Annotated in this window: 13 protein-coding genes; 5 read left to right on the forward strand and 8 right to left on the reverse strand. The window is 73.2% G+C overall.

From position 1 onward, the window contains the following. Positions 1 to 109: 109 nt before the first annotated feature. From ACRAKJ_RS24455 to ACRAKJ_RS24485, 7 genes are all read right to left on the reverse strand, one after another. Complete coding sequence (locus tag ACRAKJ_RS24455; protein WP_438925608.1) at positions 110 to 1,393, reverse strand: acyltransferase domain-containing protein; 1,284 nt, start codon at positions 1,391 to 1,393, stop codon at positions 110 to 112. Further along, positions 1,390 to 2,445, reverse strand: a complete 1,056-nt coding sequence (locus tag ACRAKJ_RS24460; protein ID WP_438925609.1) for an enediyne biosynthesis protein — start codon at positions 2,443 to 2,445, stop codon at positions 1,390 to 1,392. The genes ACRAKJ_RS24455 and ACRAKJ_RS24460 overlap by 4 nt, the downstream gene beginning before the upstream one ends. After that, entirely contained in the window at positions 2,442 to 4,424 is a 1,983-nt protein-coding gene (locus ACRAKJ_RS24465) for an ASPIC/UnbV domain-containing protein (RefSeq protein WP_438925610.1), read from the reverse strand. The genes ACRAKJ_RS24460 and ACRAKJ_RS24465 overlap by 4 nt, the downstream gene beginning before the upstream one ends. A gap of 362 nt (positions 4,425 to 4,786) precedes the next feature. Beyond that, positions 4,787 to 5,527 carry an SDR family NAD(P)-dependent oxidoreductase gene (locus ACRAKJ_RS24470; protein ID WP_438925611.1) on the reverse strand — a complete coding sequence of 247 codons (741 nt, stop codon included), beginning with the start codon at positions 5,525 to 5,527 and terminating at the stop codon, positions 4,787 to 4,789. 44 nt (positions 5,528 to 5,571) lie between these two features. After that, on the reverse strand, positions 5,572 to 6,264 hold the full coding sequence (locus tag ACRAKJ_RS24475; protein WP_438925612.1) for a DUF899 family protein: 693 nt from the start codon (positions 6,262 to 6,264) through the stop codon (positions 5,572 to 5,574). 96 nt (positions 6,265 to 6,360) lie between these two features. Continuing rightward, on the reverse strand, positions 6,361 to 7,917 hold the full coding sequence (locus tag ACRAKJ_RS24480) for an AMP-binding protein (RefSeq protein WP_438925613.1): 1,557 nt from the start codon (positions 7,915 to 7,917) through the stop codon (positions 6,361 to 6,363). Beyond that, on the reverse strand, positions 7,914 to 8,744 hold the full coding sequence (locus ACRAKJ_RS24485; RefSeq protein WP_438925614.1) for a p-hydroxycinnamoyl CoA hydratase/lyase: 831 nt from the start codon (positions 8,742 to 8,744) through the stop codon (positions 7,914 to 7,916). The genes ACRAKJ_RS24480 and ACRAKJ_RS24485 overlap by 4 nt, the downstream gene beginning before the upstream one ends. 635 nt (positions 8,745 to 9,379) lie before the next feature. Between ACRAKJ_RS24485 and ACRAKJ_RS24490 the strand changes: the two genes are divergently transcribed. After that, positions 9,380 to 11,341 (forward strand): CRTAC1 family protein, encoded by a 1,962-nt coding sequence (locus ACRAKJ_RS24490; RefSeq protein WP_438925615.1) that lies wholly within the window; start codon positions 9,380 to 9,382, stop codon positions 11,339 to 11,341. A gap of 5 nt (positions 11,342 to 11,346) precedes the next feature. Beyond that, on the forward strand, positions 11,347 to 12,375 hold the full coding sequence (locus tag ACRAKJ_RS24495; RefSeq protein ID WP_438925616.1) for an enediyne biosynthesis protein: 1,029 nt from the start codon (positions 11,347 to 11,349) through the stop codon (positions 12,373 to 12,375). A gap of 67 nt (positions 12,376 to 12,442) precedes the next feature. On the opposite strand, the gene ACRAKJ_RS24500 is transcribed toward ACRAKJ_RS24495, so the two are convergent. Further along, positions 12,443 to 13,168, reverse strand: coding sequence for a helix-turn-helix transcriptional regulator (locus tag ACRAKJ_RS24500; RefSeq protein WP_447008678.1), 726 nt, complete (start codon positions 13,166 to 13,168; stop codon positions 12,443 to 12,445). Positions 13,169 to 13,932: 764 nt separating this feature from the next. Between ACRAKJ_RS24500 and ACRAKJ_RS24505 the strand changes: the two genes are divergently transcribed. From ACRAKJ_RS24505 to ACRAKJ_RS24515, 3 genes are all read left to right on the forward strand, one after another. After that, the gene (locus ACRAKJ_RS24505) at positions 13,933 to 14,508 is read left to right on the forward strand and encodes a hypothetical protein (protein WP_438926975.1); all 576 of its coding nucleotides are present in this window, start codon (positions 13,933 to 13,935) and stop codon (positions 14,506 to 14,508) included. Positions 14,509 to 14,512: 4 nt separating this feature from the next. Continuing rightward, on the forward strand, positions 14,513 to 15,784 hold the full coding sequence (locus tag ACRAKJ_RS24510; RefSeq protein ID WP_438926976.1) for a DUF6239 family natural product biosynthesis protein: 1,272 nt from the start codon (positions 14,513 to 14,515) through the stop codon (positions 15,782 to 15,784). Positions 15,785 to 15,904: 120 nt separating this feature from the next. Next, a complete protein-coding gene (locus ACRAKJ_RS24515) occupies positions 15,905 to 17,710 on the forward strand; it encodes an FAD/NAD(P)-binding protein (protein ID WP_447008679.1) in 1,806 nt (601 codons plus the stop codon). Positions 17,711 to 17,794 lie beyond the last annotated feature (84 nt).

Consider the following 17,794-nt stretch of genomic DNA (forward strand, 5'->3'; position numbering starts at 1 on the left):
CGCAGGCCCGGCGCGGCCCCGTCCACCCCAGCCCCGTCCGCCCTGGCCCCGTTCACCCCGGCCCCGTCGACCCCGGCCCCGTTCACCCCGGCCCCAGCCCCGTTCCCGGTCACGACGCCCTCCTCGGTCGGCAGCAGTCCTCGACCACGCGTTCCAGCCCGCCGCCGGCGGGCAGCCGGGTCCGCACCGGGGTCCACGCGCGACCGGCGAACAGCGCCGCGCCGTCGACCGGCGCGCCGAGCGCGAACGCGGCGGCGACCGCGGTGAGCAGCGAGGCCGACGACGGGTCGGCGGTGTCGGTGGCGAGCGCCCTGACCGCCGGGGCGATCTCCGCGACCAGGTCGGTGAGCACACGACCGGGTCCCGCTTCGAGCACCAGGTCCGCCCCGGCGACCGCCCGTTCGGCGGCCTGGTGGAACCGGACCGGCGCGAGCACCTGCTCGTGCAGCAGGCCCCGCACGTCGGCGTCCGCCGCCACCGGCCGGGCGGTGACCGTGGAGACGACCTCCCGCGCCACCGGCCCGAACTCCACGCCGGCCAGCACCTCGGCCACGGCGTCGGCGGCGGCCCGGACGCGCGGCGTGTGGAAGGCGTGCGGGACGCCCAGCCGGAACGCGGGCACGCCGTCGTCCTCGGCGGCGGCGCACACCCGGTCGAGCGCGTCGGCCGCCCCGGACAGCACGACCTGGTGGGGGCCGTGGAAGCCGGCGACCACGACGTCCTCCCCGAGGGCCAGGGCGGTCGCCCGCTCGGCCCCGGTGAGCAGCACGGCCATGCCGCCCGCGCCGTCGCCCGCGTCGGCCATCGCCCGGCCCCGGGCGGCGGCGAGCGCGACCGCCCGTTCGGCGTCCAGCGCGCCGGCCCACGCGAAGGCGGTGAACTCGCCCAGGCTGTGCCCGACGGCGACGCGCGCCCGCACCCCGACGGACTCCAGCACCCGCGCGACCGCCAACGACTCGGCCACCACGCGGTCCTGCCCGTTCCCCGGGTCGGCGGCGCGCAGCACCCCGGCCGCCGCGGGGAAGCGGTCGAGCGCGCCGCCGGCCCCTCCGCGCGGGCCCTGGGCGGGGAACAGCAGGGCGATCCGCGGCGGCTCCGCGCGCCGGTCGAGGAACAGCCCTTCGTCGGGCGCGAACACGGCCGTCTCCCCCGCCTCGACCAGCGCGGCGAGGCGGCTCAGCCGCTCCCGGGCCTCCTCCGGCGTCGCGGCCACGACGGCGGCCCGCACCGGGTGGCCGGACAGCTCGGCGGCGAGGGAACCGGCCAGGTCCGCGAGCCGGGCGCGGTCGGCGCCCGCGAGCAGCTCCACCAGCCCGGTCAGCACCCGGCGCAGCGGGGCGTGGTCGGGGGCGTCGACCAGCAGGACCTCGGCCCCGGTCCGCGGCGCGCTCATACCTTGACCACCCCGCTGCCGCTGTGGCCGTGGCCCGCGGGTCCGTGCCCGGTGGGCCGGACCGGGGCGGTGCCGCCCACCGCGTCGGCGACGGACCGCGGCTGCCGGGACTTCCCGCGCAGGTGCGCCACCCACCACCCCAGGCCGCGGACCAGGCACACGATCGCGGTGGCGAAGAACAGCGTGTAGACGACGTTGAAGACCATGAGGACGCCGTAGACGAACGCCACGCCACCGCCGAACGCGAACTGGTTGAGCGGCTTGGTCGGCGTCGTGCCCGGGTCGGTGATCATGTAGTTGGTGAACAGCACGAACGCGACACCGGTCATCACGCCGAGCGCGTTGTAGAGCGACACGTCCCAGATCCAGTGCCGGACGAACGCCTGGATGGCGAACCCGCCCATCCACCCCACGATCAGCGCCACGCGCTTGGTGAGCATCCCGTTGATCACCGTGCCCGCGGTGGCGATGATGATCGGGATCATCACCCGCCAGTAGTAGTTGGCCTCCTCGGTGAACTCGTACGGCGGCGCGATGCTGATCCACGAGCCGAAGACCAGCAGCGCCACCGTGATGCCGAAGTTCGACGGGTTCATGTAGTGCCGCATCCGGCCCGCGATCGGGGCCTGGAGCACGTGCTTGGCCGCCACGCCGCAGAACACGCCGAACAGCACCGGCCACAGCTGGTTGTTGGCGTACAGCAGCATGTTCACCGCGAGGGCGGTGATGTGCGAGGGCAGCAGGAACTCGTACACGCCGCGCGCGCCGTTGCCGGCGAACCTCGGTGCCCGCTTGGCGGACCAGGCGCTCACCACCTCCAGCGCCAGCTCGGTGGCGTACCCGGTGAGCACCGCGACGATCGGCCACAGCCACGGCTGCTCGAACCCCAGCAGGGTGTAGCCGAAGACGTTGAACACGCTGATGGAGAGGGCGAAGTTGCGCAGCGCGACGTAGCGGGGGTCGAGCTTGGGCTTCGTCGGCGCGGGGATCGTGGGCGACGCGGGGGGCGGTGCGCCCGCCCCCGCCTGCTCGGTGTCGGCGGTGGCGGTCATCGGCCCGGGACCTCCTGTGCGGTGCTGGTCAGGACGAGGGTGCGGTCACCCTGCTGGAGCTGCGCGGTCTGCTCGTGCGGGCGGCCGTCGAGGTCGCGCCAGCTCACCCGCGCGGACACCGGCCCGGTGTAGTCCCCGAAGCCGAAGTGGACGTCGAAGCTGCGCTTGCCGCCGTGGCCGCTGCCGCCGTCGAGCCGCGAGACCTGCTTGCGCCCGTCGGGGGTGGAGACCTCGACGGTCGCGCCGTACACCGGCGTGCCCGGACCGGACAGGCCCGACTCCGCGCCCCGCACCGGCCGGTACAGGTGCAGCGTCAGGTGGCCGCCGCGGTCGGGCGACTCGTTGGCGTAGAACGACGGCGGGCCCCACTGCCGGGCGATGGCCAGGTCGAGCGCGCCGGTGCGGTTGGTGTCGCCGGTCGCGACGCCCCGGCTCGGGTGGTGCACGCCCAGGCCCAGCTCGCCGGTGATGTTGACGAACTGGTCGTGGTCGCGGCCCCGGGCGAAGAACGCGGGGGCCTCGTGGCCGGAGATGTCGTCACCCGGCTGCATGTTCGGCCACATCGCCGGGTTGGACACCAGCATGTCGTTGGACATGGCCAGCTCCTGCAACCACGGCCAGCGGTCGATGTCGCCCTTGACGAACCCGGTGGTCTGGACGACGTCGAGGTTGCCGGTGTTGGCGAAGTCGCCCATCTTGATGTCCCAGCCCCAGCCGGACCAGGCGGTGCCCAGCTCCTGGGCGCGCTGCGTGAAGTCCGCGACGCCCCGGTCCATCGCCTCGCCCATGCGCTCCGGGGTCTCGGCGTCGTTGACCCACAGGAAGTGGCTCTCCTCCAGGCCCCACGCGGTGGTGATGTTGCTGACGGCCATGTCGAAGCTGCCGTTGCGGTCCACGTCGCCGAAGTCGACGCCCATGCCCTTGAACGAGTCGTTGCCGACGATGAAGGACTTCGGCGTGGTCGGCGTGCGCTCGCCCTTGACCGCGGTGAACATGATCCCGTCCTCGGTGGAGGTGTTGTGCAGCATGAAGTCGTGGCCGAAGTCGTTGGCGACGTAGACCTCGGGCCGCCCGTCGCCGGTCATGTCGGCGTTGCTCAGGCCCAGCGTCCAGCCGTTCGCGGCCAGGTGCGGGATGGCGTCGACCTCCTGCGAGTAGCTCGCGGTCGGGTCGGCGCCCGCCGTGCCGGCCTCCCAGCGCAGCACGTGGCTGCCGCCGCCGTTGAGGGCGCGCGAGAGGGAGTCGTTCATCTCCACGTTGTTCTGGCCCAGCGGGTCCAGCACGTCGGAGTCCGGGAAGTAGTTGCCGATGATGATGTCCGGCCGGCCGTTGCCCGCGAGGTCGCCGACGGTGACGGCGTTGGTGTGCCACTTCGGGCCGTGGTACTCGCCGTCCACGGTCACCTGCGGCACCAGCTCCTGCGGCTTGTAGGACTCGGGGGCGACCTCGTCGGCGTCGGCCTTGGCCAGGTGCAGGACGGGGGTGCGGCCCCAGTAGGTGACCAGGAGGTCCGTGCGGCCGTCCACGTTGTAGTCGCCGGGCGTGCAGCCCGTGGGCGCCATCGCGCGCCCGGCGGGCAGCGGCGCGGGGTCGAGGAGGAACGGGTCGAACCGGTCCTCCTGCGGCGCGTTGGGCGCGTAGGTGACGATCACCTCGTCGGTGCGCGGGTCGACGATGCACAGCGAGCTGGCGCGCCCGCTGCCGGTGAGGTCGTTGAGCGCGATGCCCGCGCCGACCGAGGACACCCAGCTGCGGATGCGGAAGTAGGCCGGGTTGACCTCCCGGATGCTCTTCATCTCCCGGTCCTCGTAACCCGGCGGCATCGCGATGGGCATTTCCCGGAACCGGTACTGCGCCGCGATCCCGTCGCCCTCGGGCACCGCGACGGCGTTCTGCGACACCGCGAACAGGAGGGCCGCGATGAGGAGCGTCACCACTCCCGGCACCAGCCTGCGCGTTCGTCCTGCGAATTCAGCCATGATCTCCCCGCCGACCGCCGTCGGGATTCTCTCCCGCGAGGCTCACTGGATTGGTAGCGACAACGGCGTGACGCGGTCGATCCACCACTCGGGCGTCCGCCCGGTTCGACGGCGAGCACAGCCGGCCAACTCGGGAACCAGTATGGGAGCGGCCGTCCCGGCGGTACTTCTCCCGCCTTGCCGAGGGCTTTTCCGGGCGTTTCGCGAAATGTCCCGGAAAAACGGGTGACCGCACGGGAACGGGGCGGGTCCCCCGCGTGGAGGTCCCGCCCCGTTCCCGTTCTCGTGCCGCGTGCCGTGCCGTGCCGTGCCGTGCCGTTGCCGTGTGCCGTTCGCCGTCCGTGCCGCGTGCCGCGTTCCGGTCAGGGCAGCACGTGCAGCCCGGTGCCGTTGAGGACGTACGCGGGGGCGACCTCCGCCGCGTCCGCCTGCACCAGGTCCACGATCGCCTTGCCCGCCGTCTCCGGCGTGAGCAGCGGCGCGTGGTGGCGCAGGAAGTCCTCCACCGCCACGCCCGCGCGGGCCGCGTACGCCTCCACCGCGGGCCGGCCCACCCCGGTCGACGGCGCGAACCGGGACAGCACCGAGGTGAACGTGGTGTCCAGCCCGGCGGCGCGCGCCTCGCCCCGCGCGTACGTGGCGAGGTAGCGCTGGGTGGCCTTGGCGCCCGCGTAGCCGCCGCTGAGCGGCGACCCGTCGGCGTTCAGGGCCGCCCCGCTGCTGAACACGACCACCCGGCCGCCCGGCGGCAGCGGCGTGAGCAGCACCTCGCGCAGCCAGTGGAACGCGATGCGCACGTCGCTCTCCCAGTTGGCGGAGAACGTCTCCCACGTCTGCTGCTGGAGCGGGCGCATGTGCGGCACGGCACCCGCCACCAGGACGATCGTCCCCGGCGCGTGGCGGTCGATGAGGTCGGCGGCCACCCGCGGGTCGCCCGCGTCGGCGACCTCGGTGCGGACGGCGCCCGCGCCGGGGAACCGCGCCGGGGTGCGCGACACGGCGACCACCGGTGTGCCCGCCTGGGCCAGCGCGGTGGCGATCCCGTGACCCAGCCCGCGGCTCGCGCCGACGACGATCGCGGTCCTGCCGGACGAGTCGCTCATGTTCGGGTCCTCCCTGGGGTTGTCCTGCCGTGCGTGCGGAAGGGCTACTGCTGGTACCTGGTGCCGTTCCACCAGTTGTCACCCGGACCGGCCGCGCCCTCGACGTCGTAGCGGTCCTTGAAGCGCCACCAGTCCCACGGGTGCTCCAGCCGGTCCTCCTGGCGCCCGAGGTGCGTGATGTCCAGGTAGTTGTAGAAGTTCTTGAAGATGTCACCGCCCCGGTCGAAGATCGAGTAGGTGAAGTAGACGTCGTCGCCCTCGCGGTAGAAGGCGCTCACGCCGGGCGACTCGCCCTGGTCGGTCGAGACCTCGTAGTCGTAGTTGAAGTCGCTGCCGTAGGACGAGTACCAGGGCATCGTCCAGCCCATCCGGGCCTTGAAGGGCTGGAAGTCCGCCAGCGGCGCGCGGGAGACCATGGCGAACGTGGTGTCCCGCGCCCACATGTGCGCCAGCTCCCCGACGCTGTCGGCCTGCATCGAGCACCCGATGCAGCCCTCCTCGGCGCCCGGGCTGAACATGTAGTGCCGGACGACGAGCTGACGCCGCCCCTCGAACAGCTCGGGCAGCGTGAGGGTGCCCCGCGGCCCTTCGAAGAGGTAGTTCTTCTCGACCTTCACCATCGGCAGGTTCTGCCGCTCGACCGCGATCATGTCGCGCGCCTTGGTGACTTCCTTCTCCTTCTCCAGGAGGGCTTTGCGGGCTTCCAGCCACTCCGCCCTGGACACGACTCGGTTCATCGGTTCTCCGTTTCCCTCGGCCGGGCGCCACTTCCAGGTTCCCCCCGCCACCGGGGCACCGCTTCTCCGAGGTTGGCGTCCTGCGGGGAACGGTTTTCAGGCGGCGTCGCCGCGCTCCGCCGCGTCGCGTCCTTTCAGGACTCGACGTTCCACTTTGCCCACCGGCGTGCGCGGGATGCGCTCGACGAACTCGATCCGGCGGATCTTCTTGTAGGGCGCGACGCGTTCGGCGACGAACGCCATCAGCTCCTCGGGCGTCGCGGGCTCGCGGGTGACGACGAAACCCTTGGGCACCTCGCTCGCCTCCTCGTCCGGCACGCCGACCACGGCCGCGTCGGCGACCTTCGGGTGCGTCATGAGGACGGCCTCCAGCTCGACCGGCGACACCTGCTGGCCCTTGTACTTGATCAGCTCCTTGATGCGGTCGACGAGGAACAGCTCGCCGTCCTCGTCCACGTGGCCGAGGTCGCCGGTGCGCAGGAACCCGTCGGGTCCCAGCACCTGCCGGGTGGCCTCCTCGGCGTTGAGGTAGCCCTTCATCACCTGGGGCCCCCGCACGAGGACCTCGCCGTCCCGGTTCGGCCCCAGCTCCTCGCCGGTGTCGACGTCGACGACCTTGCACTCGACGCCGGGCGCGGGGCGGCCGACCGAGGCCGGGACCACCGGCACGCGGTCCTGCATGAACGACACCATGGACTCGGTGAGGCCGTAGCCCTGGGCGATGTCGCAGCCGACGCGCCGCCGCACCAGCTCGGCGATGCCCGGGTCGAGCGCCGCGCCGCCGGACACGATCGAGCGCAGCGACGACAGGTCGTAGCGGTCGACCAGCGGGCTGCGGGCCAGCAGCACCGCCATCGTGGGCACGACGTAGAGGTGCGTGATCCGGTGGTCCTCGACGGCCTTCAGGAACGCCTCGGGGTCGAAGCGCCGCATGGTGACCATCGTGGAGCCCTGGACGAGGCTCGCGTTCATCATCATGGTCAGCCCGAAGGCGTGGTGGAACGGCGGCATCGCCAGCACCCTGGCGCCCGCGCCGCTGGGGGCGACGAGGCTCGTCAGGAGCGCCTTGGCGATCAGGTTGCGGTGGGTCAGCACGACCCCCTTGGGGTGGCCGGTGCTGCCGCTGGAGTGCAGCAGGGCGGCCACGTCCTCGGCCGGGTCGACGTCCGGTTCGGGCGGCTCGTCGTCGACCAGCAGCGCGGAGAACGGCGTCGCGCCGGCCGCCTCGCCGAGCACGACGACCTCGCCGACCGGCGTGCGGCGGGCGAGCGCCAGCGCCTCGTCCACCTCGGCCGGCACGGTCACCAGCAGCCGCGCGCCCGCCTCGGTGAGGCGGGCCGCGAGGTCGTCGGGCGTGTCCAGCGGGTTGAGCACGACCACCGCGCCGCCCGCGAGGACGGCCGCGTGCACCACGATCGGGTACTCGGGCACGTTCGGCGCGAGCACCGCCAGCACGTCGCCCTTGCCGAAGCCGAGCGAGCGCAGCCCGGCGGCGGCGCGGCGCACGGTCGACACCAGCTCGTCGTAGGTGTAGCGGCCGGCGCCGCTGACGTCGACGACCGCGACCGCGTCGCCGTGCCGCCGGGCCCGTTCCAGCACGAACTCGGACAGCGAGGTGTCCGGGACCTCGACGGGCGGACCGCTGACGATCACGGCGCCACGTCCGCGTCGGCGCGCTTGTAGGTGCTCAGGCCGGGCTGGTAGCTGCGCTTCTCGAACTGCCTGAGCGCGACGTTGATCCACTCGTTGCCGCTGAGCCGGGACAGCTCCCACAGCTTGGCCTGGTCGTAGTCGATGGCGGCGGGCAGGTCCAGCGCCGTGGTGCGCTCGTAGACCTGCTTGGCCAGCTCCAGCGTGACCGGGTTCTTGTCGACGATCCTGGCCACCAGCCGGTCGGTCTCGGCGTCCAGCTCGGCGGCGGGCACCGCCTTGTTGACCAGGCCGTGCCGCTCGGCCTCCCGGCCGGTCATCGTGTCCCCGGTGAGGATGTAGTACAGCGCCTGCTTGCGGGCCAGGTTGTGGGTGGCCGCCCAGGTCGCGCCGCCCGCCGGGAAGATGCCGAAGTTGATCTCGGAGAGGCCGAACAGCGCCGCCTCGTCCGCGACCGCGAGGTCGCACAGCCCGGTCACCAGGAACCCGCCGCCGAACGCGAAGCCGTTGACCTTGGCGATGGTCACCGCCGGGAACGCCTTGAGGCGCTTGAACCAGTTCAGCGCCACCAGGTTGGTCCGGTAGAACAGCTGCGGGTCGTCGAACGGCCGCAGGAAGCACTCCTCCAGGTCCATGCCGGAGCTGAAGCTGTTGCCGCTGCCGGTGATGACGACCGCCTTGACGCCGCCGTCCTCCTCGATGCGGTCCAGGGCGGTGTTCATGTCCCGGTGCATCTGCGGGTTCATCGCGTTCTTCTTGTCCGGCCGGTTCAGGTGAACGGTGGCCCGAGGGCCCTCGATCTCCAGGTTGACGGTTTCCAGCGTGATCATCCCTGCCCCACTTTCGGTTGGACGGAGTGCGCGACCGGCGGCACGAGGATCACACGGTCGTCCGGCGCGTGGCTTCTCGTGGCTTGCCCGGCAGGACGGACAATGGCCGTTCCGGACCGTTGTGCGAACGTAACTGCCGCTACTTTGAAACCACCCGGGCAGCGCAGGGCAATTCGGCCGTACGTCGGCAGCCGGGTCCGGTCGGAGCGCCGTCCGGAGCGGCCGGAAAAACCGCCCAACCTGCGCCGACAGGGGCTGTGACCAGCGGAAATACGGAATGCGAATACCCGTTCGGAGCGCCGCCGAGGAAGCTTCAATTACCCGGCTGAACCGGCCGTCCGGTGAGCAAGTCTGAAGTAGCAGCGCCGCCGGACTTCCTGCAACGATTTTGTCGTCCGCCCGTCCGGAGACGGGCTGATCGAATTGGGGCGAGGTTGACCGTGCTGCGCACCGAGCGGGTGGCGTACCCCGACGCCCCGGCTGGGCATTCGGGTCCGACGACCGGCGCAGGCGTTTCCGAAACCCATTCCTGACGTTCTCCCGGGTGCCGCCCGACCGGCACCCGGAGGACACGCGCGAATACCCGGCCGCGGCCCACCGCCGCGGGTCCCCGCACGCCAGGAAGGAGTCGAACCGTGACCTCGACAGCCAGATGGCTGCGCAGGCAGCTGCCCGGCGTCATGGCGCTCGTGCTCGTCGCGGCCACGTTCTCGGTGGCCCGACTGCCCGAGGTGTCGGCGCACGAGAGGCAGGAGCTCGCGTCGCGCTTCGGCTTCGCGCCGGAGACCATCGCCCTCCCGGGCGGCTACACCCAGCGGTCCGTCCGACCGGTGAACCAGCGCTACGCGCACATCGACGCCTGGATCTCCTCGGTCGGCTCGGCCGTGGCGCTCAACGACCTCGACGGCGACGGCCTGTCCAACGACCTGTGCTACGTCGACGTGCGCACCGACCAGGTCGTCGTCACCCCGGCCCCGGAGGCCGGCCGGGAGCGGCGCTACGAGCCGTTCGCCCTGACCACCGGCGCGCTGCCGGTCAACGACGTGATGGCGCCCATGGGGTGCGTGCCCGGCGACTTCAACGAGGACGGCCGGGTGGACCTGCTGGTCTACCTGTGGGGCCGCACGCCGGTCCTGCACCTGGCCAGGGCGAACGCCGACGGCCTCGGCCCGGACGCGTACCGGGCGACCGAGCTGGTGCCGGGCTCCTCCTCCGGCCGCTACGACGGCCCGGAGTGGAACTCCAACTCCGCGACCGTGGCCGACTTCGACGGCGACGGCCACGACGACGTCTACATCGGCAACTACTTCCCCGACGGCCCCGTGCTGGACCCGTCGCGGAGCACCGGCGTGGAGATGAACGCCTCCATGTCCGCCGCGCTCAACGGCGGGGACGACCACCTGCTGCGCTGGACCGGCGGCACGTCGGGCGACGAGCCCGGGGCGCGGTTCGAGGAGGCGCCCGGCGCGATCCCGGCGGACGCCTCGCGCGGGTGGACCCTCGCGTCCAGCTCCAACGACGTCAACGGGGACCTGCTGCCCGAGCTGTACCTGGCGCACGACTTCGGCCCCGACCGCCTGCTCTACAACACCTCCGCGCCCGGCCGCGTGGCCTTCACCGTGGTGGAGGGCTCGCGCGGGCCGATGGAGCCCAGGTCGAAGAACGTCGGCATCGACTCCTTCAAGGGCATGGGCGTCGACTTCGGCGACCTCGACGGCGACGGCGCGTACGACCTGTACGTCAGCAACATCACCACCTCGTTCGGCATCGAGGAGTCGCACTTCGCGTTCCTCAGCACGGAGGACGACCCGGCCGCGATCACCTCCGAGCTGGCCGCCGGCCGGGCGGTCTGGGAGGACGAGAGCGGGCCGCTGCACCTGGCCTGGTCGGGCTGGGGCTGGGACGTCAAGCTCGCCGACTTCGACAACGACGGCGGGCTGGAGGTCGCGCAGGCGACCGGGTTCGTCAAGGGCGACGTCAACCGCTGGCCGCAGCTCCAGGAGCTGGCGACGGCGAACGACGCGCTGCTGGCCAACCCGGTGTGGTGGCCGGTGGTGGGGCCGGGCGACGACGTGGCGGGCCACCAGCGGTTCCACCTGTTCGCCCGCAACGGCCGCGGCTTCTACACCGACGTGTCCCCGTCCCTCGGGCTGGACGTGCCGGTGCCCACGCGCGGCATCGCCACCGGCGACGTGGACGGCGACGGCAGGCTCGACATGGCGATCTCGCGGCAGTGGGAGGACCCGGTGTTCTACCGCAACACCGGCGGCGGGACCGACCGGTTCCTGGGCCTGCGCCTGACGCACGAGGGCGGTGTGGCTCCCGGGTCGTTCCCGGGCGCCGGCTCCCCCGTGATCGGCGCGCAGGTCGAGGTCACCACCGCGTCGGGCCGCACGCTCGTCAACCGGGTCGACGGCGGCAGCGGCCACTCCGGCAAGCGCAGCCACGAGGTGCACTTCGGGCTCGGGTCCGACGACCGCCCCGTGCGGGCGCGCGTCACGTGGCGCGACCGGGACGGCGACGTGCACGAGCAGGAGATGACGCTGGAGCCGGGGTGGCACGACGTGCGGCTCGGCGACCGGGCCGAGGAGGGGTGACCGGCATGGCCGACACGACGACCGCGACCGCACCGCCGCGGCACGACCCCAAGATCGTCACCGCGCTGCGGCGCTTCGCGATCTCCATCAGCGTGCTCAACGTCCTCGGCTACACCGTGCTCGGTTTCGAGCAGCCGTGGCTGTGGCCGTTCATCGCCCTGGCCACCGGCTACGCGGTGGAGCTGGGCCTGGAGGCGGTCTCCGCCCGCCAGGAGGGCCGCGCGCCGCGGTTCGCCGGCCGCGGTGCCCGCGGGCTGGTCGAGTTCCTGTACCCGGCGCACATCACCAGCCTCGCGGTGAACATGCTGACCTACGTCAACGACCAGGTCTGGGTGATGGTCTTCGCCGTCACCGTGGCGGTCGGCGCGAAGTGGGTGCTGCGGGCCCCGGTGCGCGGGCGGATGCGCCACTACATGAACCCGTCGAACTTCGGCATCGCGGTGGTGCTGCTGGTGTTCCCCTGGGCGTCGATCGCCCCGCCGTACCACTTCACCGAGCACGTGGGCACGTTCTGGGACTGGGTGATCCCGCTGGTCATCCTGGTCGCGGGCTCGATGCTGAACGGGATGCTGACCAACCGGCTGTGGCTGATCATGGCGTGGCTGGTGGGGTTCGCGCTCCAGGCGGTGGTGCGCGGCGTGCTGCTGGACGTGTCGATCCCGTCGGGGTTGAGCATGATGACCGGCGTCGCGTTCATCCTGTTCACCAACTACATGGTGACCGACCCGGGCACGTCGCCGTCGCGGCCCGCCTCGCAGGTGGCGTTCGGCGCGGGCGTGGCGGCGGTGTACGGGGTGCTGATGGGCATGAGCATCCCCTACGGCATCTTCTTCGCCACGGCGATCGTCTGCCTGGTCCGCGGCGGCTTCCTGTGGGCGCTGCACTTCGTGGACGCGAACCGGGCCCGGCAGGCCGCACCCGTCGTGTCCACTCAGGACGAACCCGTCCAGGGCGCGCCCGAGGACCGGGTGCCGGCCGCCGCGGACCCCGCGCGCAACGGCGCGACGACGGGCAGCGCGGTCGTGCGCACCTGACCACCCGGCGCACGACGACGGCGAGCCGGTCCGCGGAGGACCGGCTCGCCGTCGTCGTGCGCCGGGGTCAGCTCGCCGTCTCGACCGCGAGCGCGGCGGACTGGACGTCCAGCAGCGCCATGAGCACCGGCGGGTCGAGGGCGCTGCGCGGGCGCAGGCACAGGTCGACCGGGTCGACCGCCGTGCCGGCCCGCACGGTGATCGGCCCGGAGCAGGCGACGTTCGGCGCGTCGCCGTCGGGGTAGGAGCAGTCGGGCACCGCCTCGCGGTCCGGCGGCACGGAGCTGGCCATCAGGTACCACGTGCCGGGCGGCACGTCGGCGAGCAGGTACGGGCCGGGCCGCAGCAGCACCGAGCAGCGGATCGGGACGCCCTGCGGGATCGGGTCGGGGAACAGGCCGAGGAAGGTCAGCCCGGACGGCAGGTCGCGCGGCGCGTCGATCCGGCCGTGCACCGTCGAGGTGTGCGTCCCCTGGCCGCGCCAGGCCGTCGGCACCTTCGCGGCGAACCCGCCGAGCTGGCGGTACTCCGTGGGCGAGACGCCGACGCTGCTGCGGAAGCGCGAGCTGAACGTGCCGACGCTCGTGTACCCGACCCGGTGGCTGATGTCGGTGACGGTGGACGAGGTGCACACGAGCAGCCTCTTCGCCTCCTGGAGCCGGATCGCCGCCAGGAACCGGCCGGGCGAGACGCCGGTGACCCGCTGGAAGACCCGGGAGAAGTGGAACTTGCTGTACATCGCGGTGCGGGCCATGTCGTCGATCGTGAACTGCTCGCCCAGATTGTCGTACATGAATTCGACGACTCGCCCTACCGCGCGTTCTACTACATCTTCCACCACGACCCCCACATCGCAGATCCAATGAATGACGAAATGGGTTGAAACCGGTTGCGCGACTGCGCGCACCACTCCCGACACGACCGGGACCAACTGGGAGACTTTCGCAACGCAGGACTCAGCGTCTCACTCGACGACCTCCGACCCACTCCATCGACCTGCGATTTTTCGCAAGTTACCAGGCTGCCGACAGCCTCGGCAAGCAGCCAAGACGGGCGACAGTGAAGATTTTTCATGATCTTTGGGGCACCTGGAAGCGGTCTTTGCTTTTGTTCACCCCGACTATTTCAGAGGGTGACAGCAGAATCATTTACGTCACCTGTGGACAGCGTAAACTACGCCTTCCGGGTGAGCGTTCGCTAACGCCCTGTCGCCGGTCCCCGACGAGTGTCCCGAGAAGACCCCACAGCACCCGTACCGGGCATTTCCGCGCACCCCCGACGGGCAAACGCCCCAACCCGCTGGGCCGATCGTCCGCCCCGCCGTCCCGGTCCGACCGGTCCCCGCCGGGCACGCCGCACGCTGGAAGAAGGACGGGCGGCGTCAGCGCCATACAGTCGGGCGTGCGGGTGCGGGAACGATCACCGCACCGTCACGCGGGCCGCGCGACCGACCCCGATCGCGGCGTCCGCGCCCGGGGGTCTTCGACGCATCGGGAAGCCGAAGACCCGCCCGGCTCGGGGAGCCGCCCCGCCGGGTCGAGCGCAGCAGGAGGAACCGTGGTCGACTCCCAGGTCCAGACCCATGCCCACCCCACCACCGCCGGATCGCCGTTGACCACGCGCCTGCACCGGCCGGCGCTGTACGCCTTCCTGCTGGTCGTCCTCGCGCACTGGGCGGAGCACATCGCCCAGGCCGTGCAGATCTACGCCCTCGGCTGGCCGGTGCCGCAGGCCAAGGGCGTGCTCGGTCTGTGGATGCCGTGGTTGGTCACCTCGGAGGTGATGCACTACGGCTTCGCGCTGGTCATGCTGGTCTTCCTCTTCGCGCTGCGCAAGGGGTTCGTCGGGCGCTCCAGGACGTGGTGGGGCGTCGCGCTGGGCCTCCAGTTCTGGCACCACGTCGAGCACCTGCTGCTGATCGTCCAGGCGTCGACGGGCACCACCCTGCTGGGCCGGCCCGCGCCGACGAGCGTGATCCAGCTGATCGTGCCGAGGGTGGAGCTGCACCTGTTCTACAACTTCGTGGTGTTCGTGCCGATGGTCGTGGCGATGGTGCTCCACATGCGCCCGACCCGCGAGGAGCGCGCCGCGATGCGGTGCTCCTGCGCGCTGCCGGTCGGCGCGGCGGCCTGAGCCGGTGCACGACCACGCCGCCGTCGGCCTGCCGCTCGGCTTCACCCTGCTGCGGCTGGTCCTGTTCGGATCGGTGACGGCGGTGGCGGCCTGGGCGCTGGTGCGGCCGTTCCTCCCCTCCCCGCCGGGGCTGCCGGCGAGGCGGGTGGTCACCGGGGCCGCCGCGGCCGGCGGGGTCGCGGTGCTGCTGGTGGCGAAGGCGACGTGGCTGCCGGGTCCCGCGGCGGTGGCGCTGATCGCGCTCCTCGTGCTCCCGCCCGTGCTGCGGGGCGAGCACCCCGTGCTGGGGCGGTGCGCGGCGGCGGCCTCCGCGCTCGTGGTCGTCGCGGCCGGCGCGTGGACCGGCGGACCGCCCTCGTCGTCCGCGTACGTCGTGCTGGTGGCGGCGTTCACCGGCGCGGCGTGGCTCGCGCTGTGCCCGCCGGCGGCGGACGTGCGGCCGGCGGGCGCGGCGCTGGGCCTGGTCCTGCTGGCCGGCCTGGGGCACGTCGTGGTCGCCGGCCGGCTCGACGCGCCGACCCCGGGCGACCCGCTGTTGACCCGGGTCGCCCTGCCGGGCGGCGGTCCGGTGGACCTCCTGGTGGTGCCGCACATGCCGGGCTGGAACCTCGTGCACACCGGCGACACCGACCTGTCCGCGGGCAACGCGCCCTCGGCCCTGGTGCCGGTCCGGCCGCGCCCCGCGGCGAGCGGGCGCTGGGCGCTGGTGTGGCTGCCGCCGGGGCGCGGCGAGCTGTGGCTGGAACGCGCGGGCGCGCGGACCACCGTCGTGGTGGACACCGGCGACGGGGCGTGGACCGGACCGGACGTGCGGGGTCCTGAGGGGCCGGACCACGCCTCGGCCGTGCTGGCGGCGAAGCTGGCCGGCGCGCGGGGCGACCTGCCGTGGCCCGCGCTGACCGACGCCGACGCGGCGGCGCTGCGGGCCGGGGTCGCCGCGATCGGCGGGCCGTTCGCCGTGGCGTCCGACGCCTCGCCGCGCGCGGTCGCGGCGGAGCGGGTCGTGCGGGAGGAGGCCGCCCGCCTGGGCCTCCGGGTCGTGCCGGGCGCGCCGGACGTGCTGGTGCTGGCGGGCGAGCCCCGGGGCGGGCACCTCGCGCCCTGGCTGGCGCCACCCGATCTGTCCACACCGGACGGTCAGCGGTACGCGCGGGTCCTCGCGGACGCCTTCCCCGGCGAGCGGCCGACCGCGTCGGGCCTGGCGGCGTGGAGCGCGGGGGAGGGGGCGGGCGCCGGGGCCGGGAACACCGCCCCGGAACGGCGGCTTGTTGGATAACGTTGTTGGGCTACCCTCGTCACAACCCTCCCCCACCTGCGGTTCGGCGACGACGAGGACCCCCGACAGCACCCGACGACGCCGGCCCCTCGGCCCGCTCCGGCCGGGGACAGGAGCGACATGGTTCGACTTCCCGAAGCCCCCTGGCGCGTGGTGGTGGTCGGGGCCGGCCTGGGCGGCACGGCCACCGCCGTCCGGCTCCTCCGGTTCGCCCGGGAGCCCGGCGAGGTCGTGCTCGTGGAGCGGCGCCCGGAGCACCGCAGCGCCGGCGTCGCCTACCACCGCGAGGGCAACCCCTGGCAGCACGTCTTCAACATCCAGGCCGGGCGCATGGCGATGTTCCGCGAGGACGTCGACGACTTCGTGCGCTGGGCCAACACCGAGGCCGACCGCGCGGACTGGCCGCCCGAGTGGCGCGACGCGGTGTTCACCGAGTCCGGGCCCGCGCCCCGCCGGGTCTACGCCGACTACCTCGCCGACCGGTTGGCCGAGGCCGCGCGCGAGGCGTCCGCCGGCGTGGTCCTGGTCGAGCTGGACGGCGAGGTGGTCGACCTCGACGTGGAGGACCACGCGGCCCGCGTGGTCGTCGAGGCCCCCACCGGGCGGACCACCGTCCGCGCCGACCACGTCGTCGTCGCGACCGGCCTGGAGGAGCGCGAACTGCCCTTCGCGGCCGAGGTCGCCGACCACCCCGCGTTCGTGCGCCACCCCTACTCCGGCCACGCCGTCGAACGCATCCTCGCCCTGCCGCCGGACGCGACCGTCGCCGTCGTCGGCACCCTGCTCAGCGCCTACGACTCCGCCGCCCTGCTGCTGCGGCGCGGCCACACCGGACCCATCCGGATGATCTCCCGCTCCGGCCTCACGCTGCGCACCTACCCCGACGACCACCGCCACCGCGTCCTGCCGCTGCCCGCGCCCCGGTTGGGCGGCGACGCCTACGAGGGCCGCGACAACCTCGTCCGGCTCGTCGAGCGGGAGTGGGCCAGGGCCCGCGCCACCATCGCGCGCGAGCACCCCGACGTGCCGCCGGCCGTGGTGACCGAGCGGATCTCCAAGGCGTGGGAGCCGCACCTGTCCCCCGTCCTGGCCCGCATCCCCACCGACGACCTGCGCGCGCTCCTCGACCGCTACGGCAGCCTGCTGGCGACGCTGCGGGTGAGCGCCGTCGCCTACACCACCGAGGTCGTCCACGCCGCGCTGGGCGACCAGGTCCGGCTCGTCACCGGCCGGGTCGACCGGATCGCGCCCACCGGCTCCGGGAGGCTGGCGCTGACCGTGGACTCCGCCGGGACCGCCCACGAGCTCGAAGCGGACCTGGTGATCGCGAACTTCGGCCGCGAGCCCGACTACGCCCGCGTCGGCTCGGCGCTGTGGCGCAACCTGCTGCGCAAGGGCGTCGCCGTGCCGCACGCCCGCACCGGTCGCGGCGTGGAGGTCGACGCCTCCGGGACCCTGCTCGGCCCGGACGGCGCGCCGTCCGGGCCGGTCTCCGCCGTGGGCGGGCCGCGCGAGGGCGACGAGATCGTCCGCCACGGCCGGATGGGGGCGTTCTCGTTCAACCTGGCCGCCATCAAGAACCACTCGGTGGGCGTCGCCGCGACCGTGCTGCGCCGGGTCGAGTCCTGCTACGAGGAGCACGCCTCCCCGGGCGACGGTGAGGAGGAGGCGTTCGACCGCGCGGTCGTGCTGGAGGTGCGCCGGATGGCGGCCCGCCGCCGCGACGAGCGCGAGCGGACGGCGCTGCTGCTGGAGGACGGCCTCGCCGACCTGGCCCGGGAGGTCGCCCGCGCCGGGCGCCCCGCCCCGCCGGACCGGGCGCTGCGGCACGCCGTGAGCGCGACGGCCGAGGCCAGGCTCAACGACCTGTCCGTGACGCCGCGCGACCTGCGCCGGCTGCTCGGGCTGGACGAACCGGTGCGCTGACGACGGGGTCGCCCGGCTCCGATCCGTGGTGGACGGTCACGCACCGCACTCGTGAAGATGCGGCGACCGCCGCCCGGTTGCCAT

The organism is Saccharothrix sp. DSM 118769 (assembly GCF_052936295.1).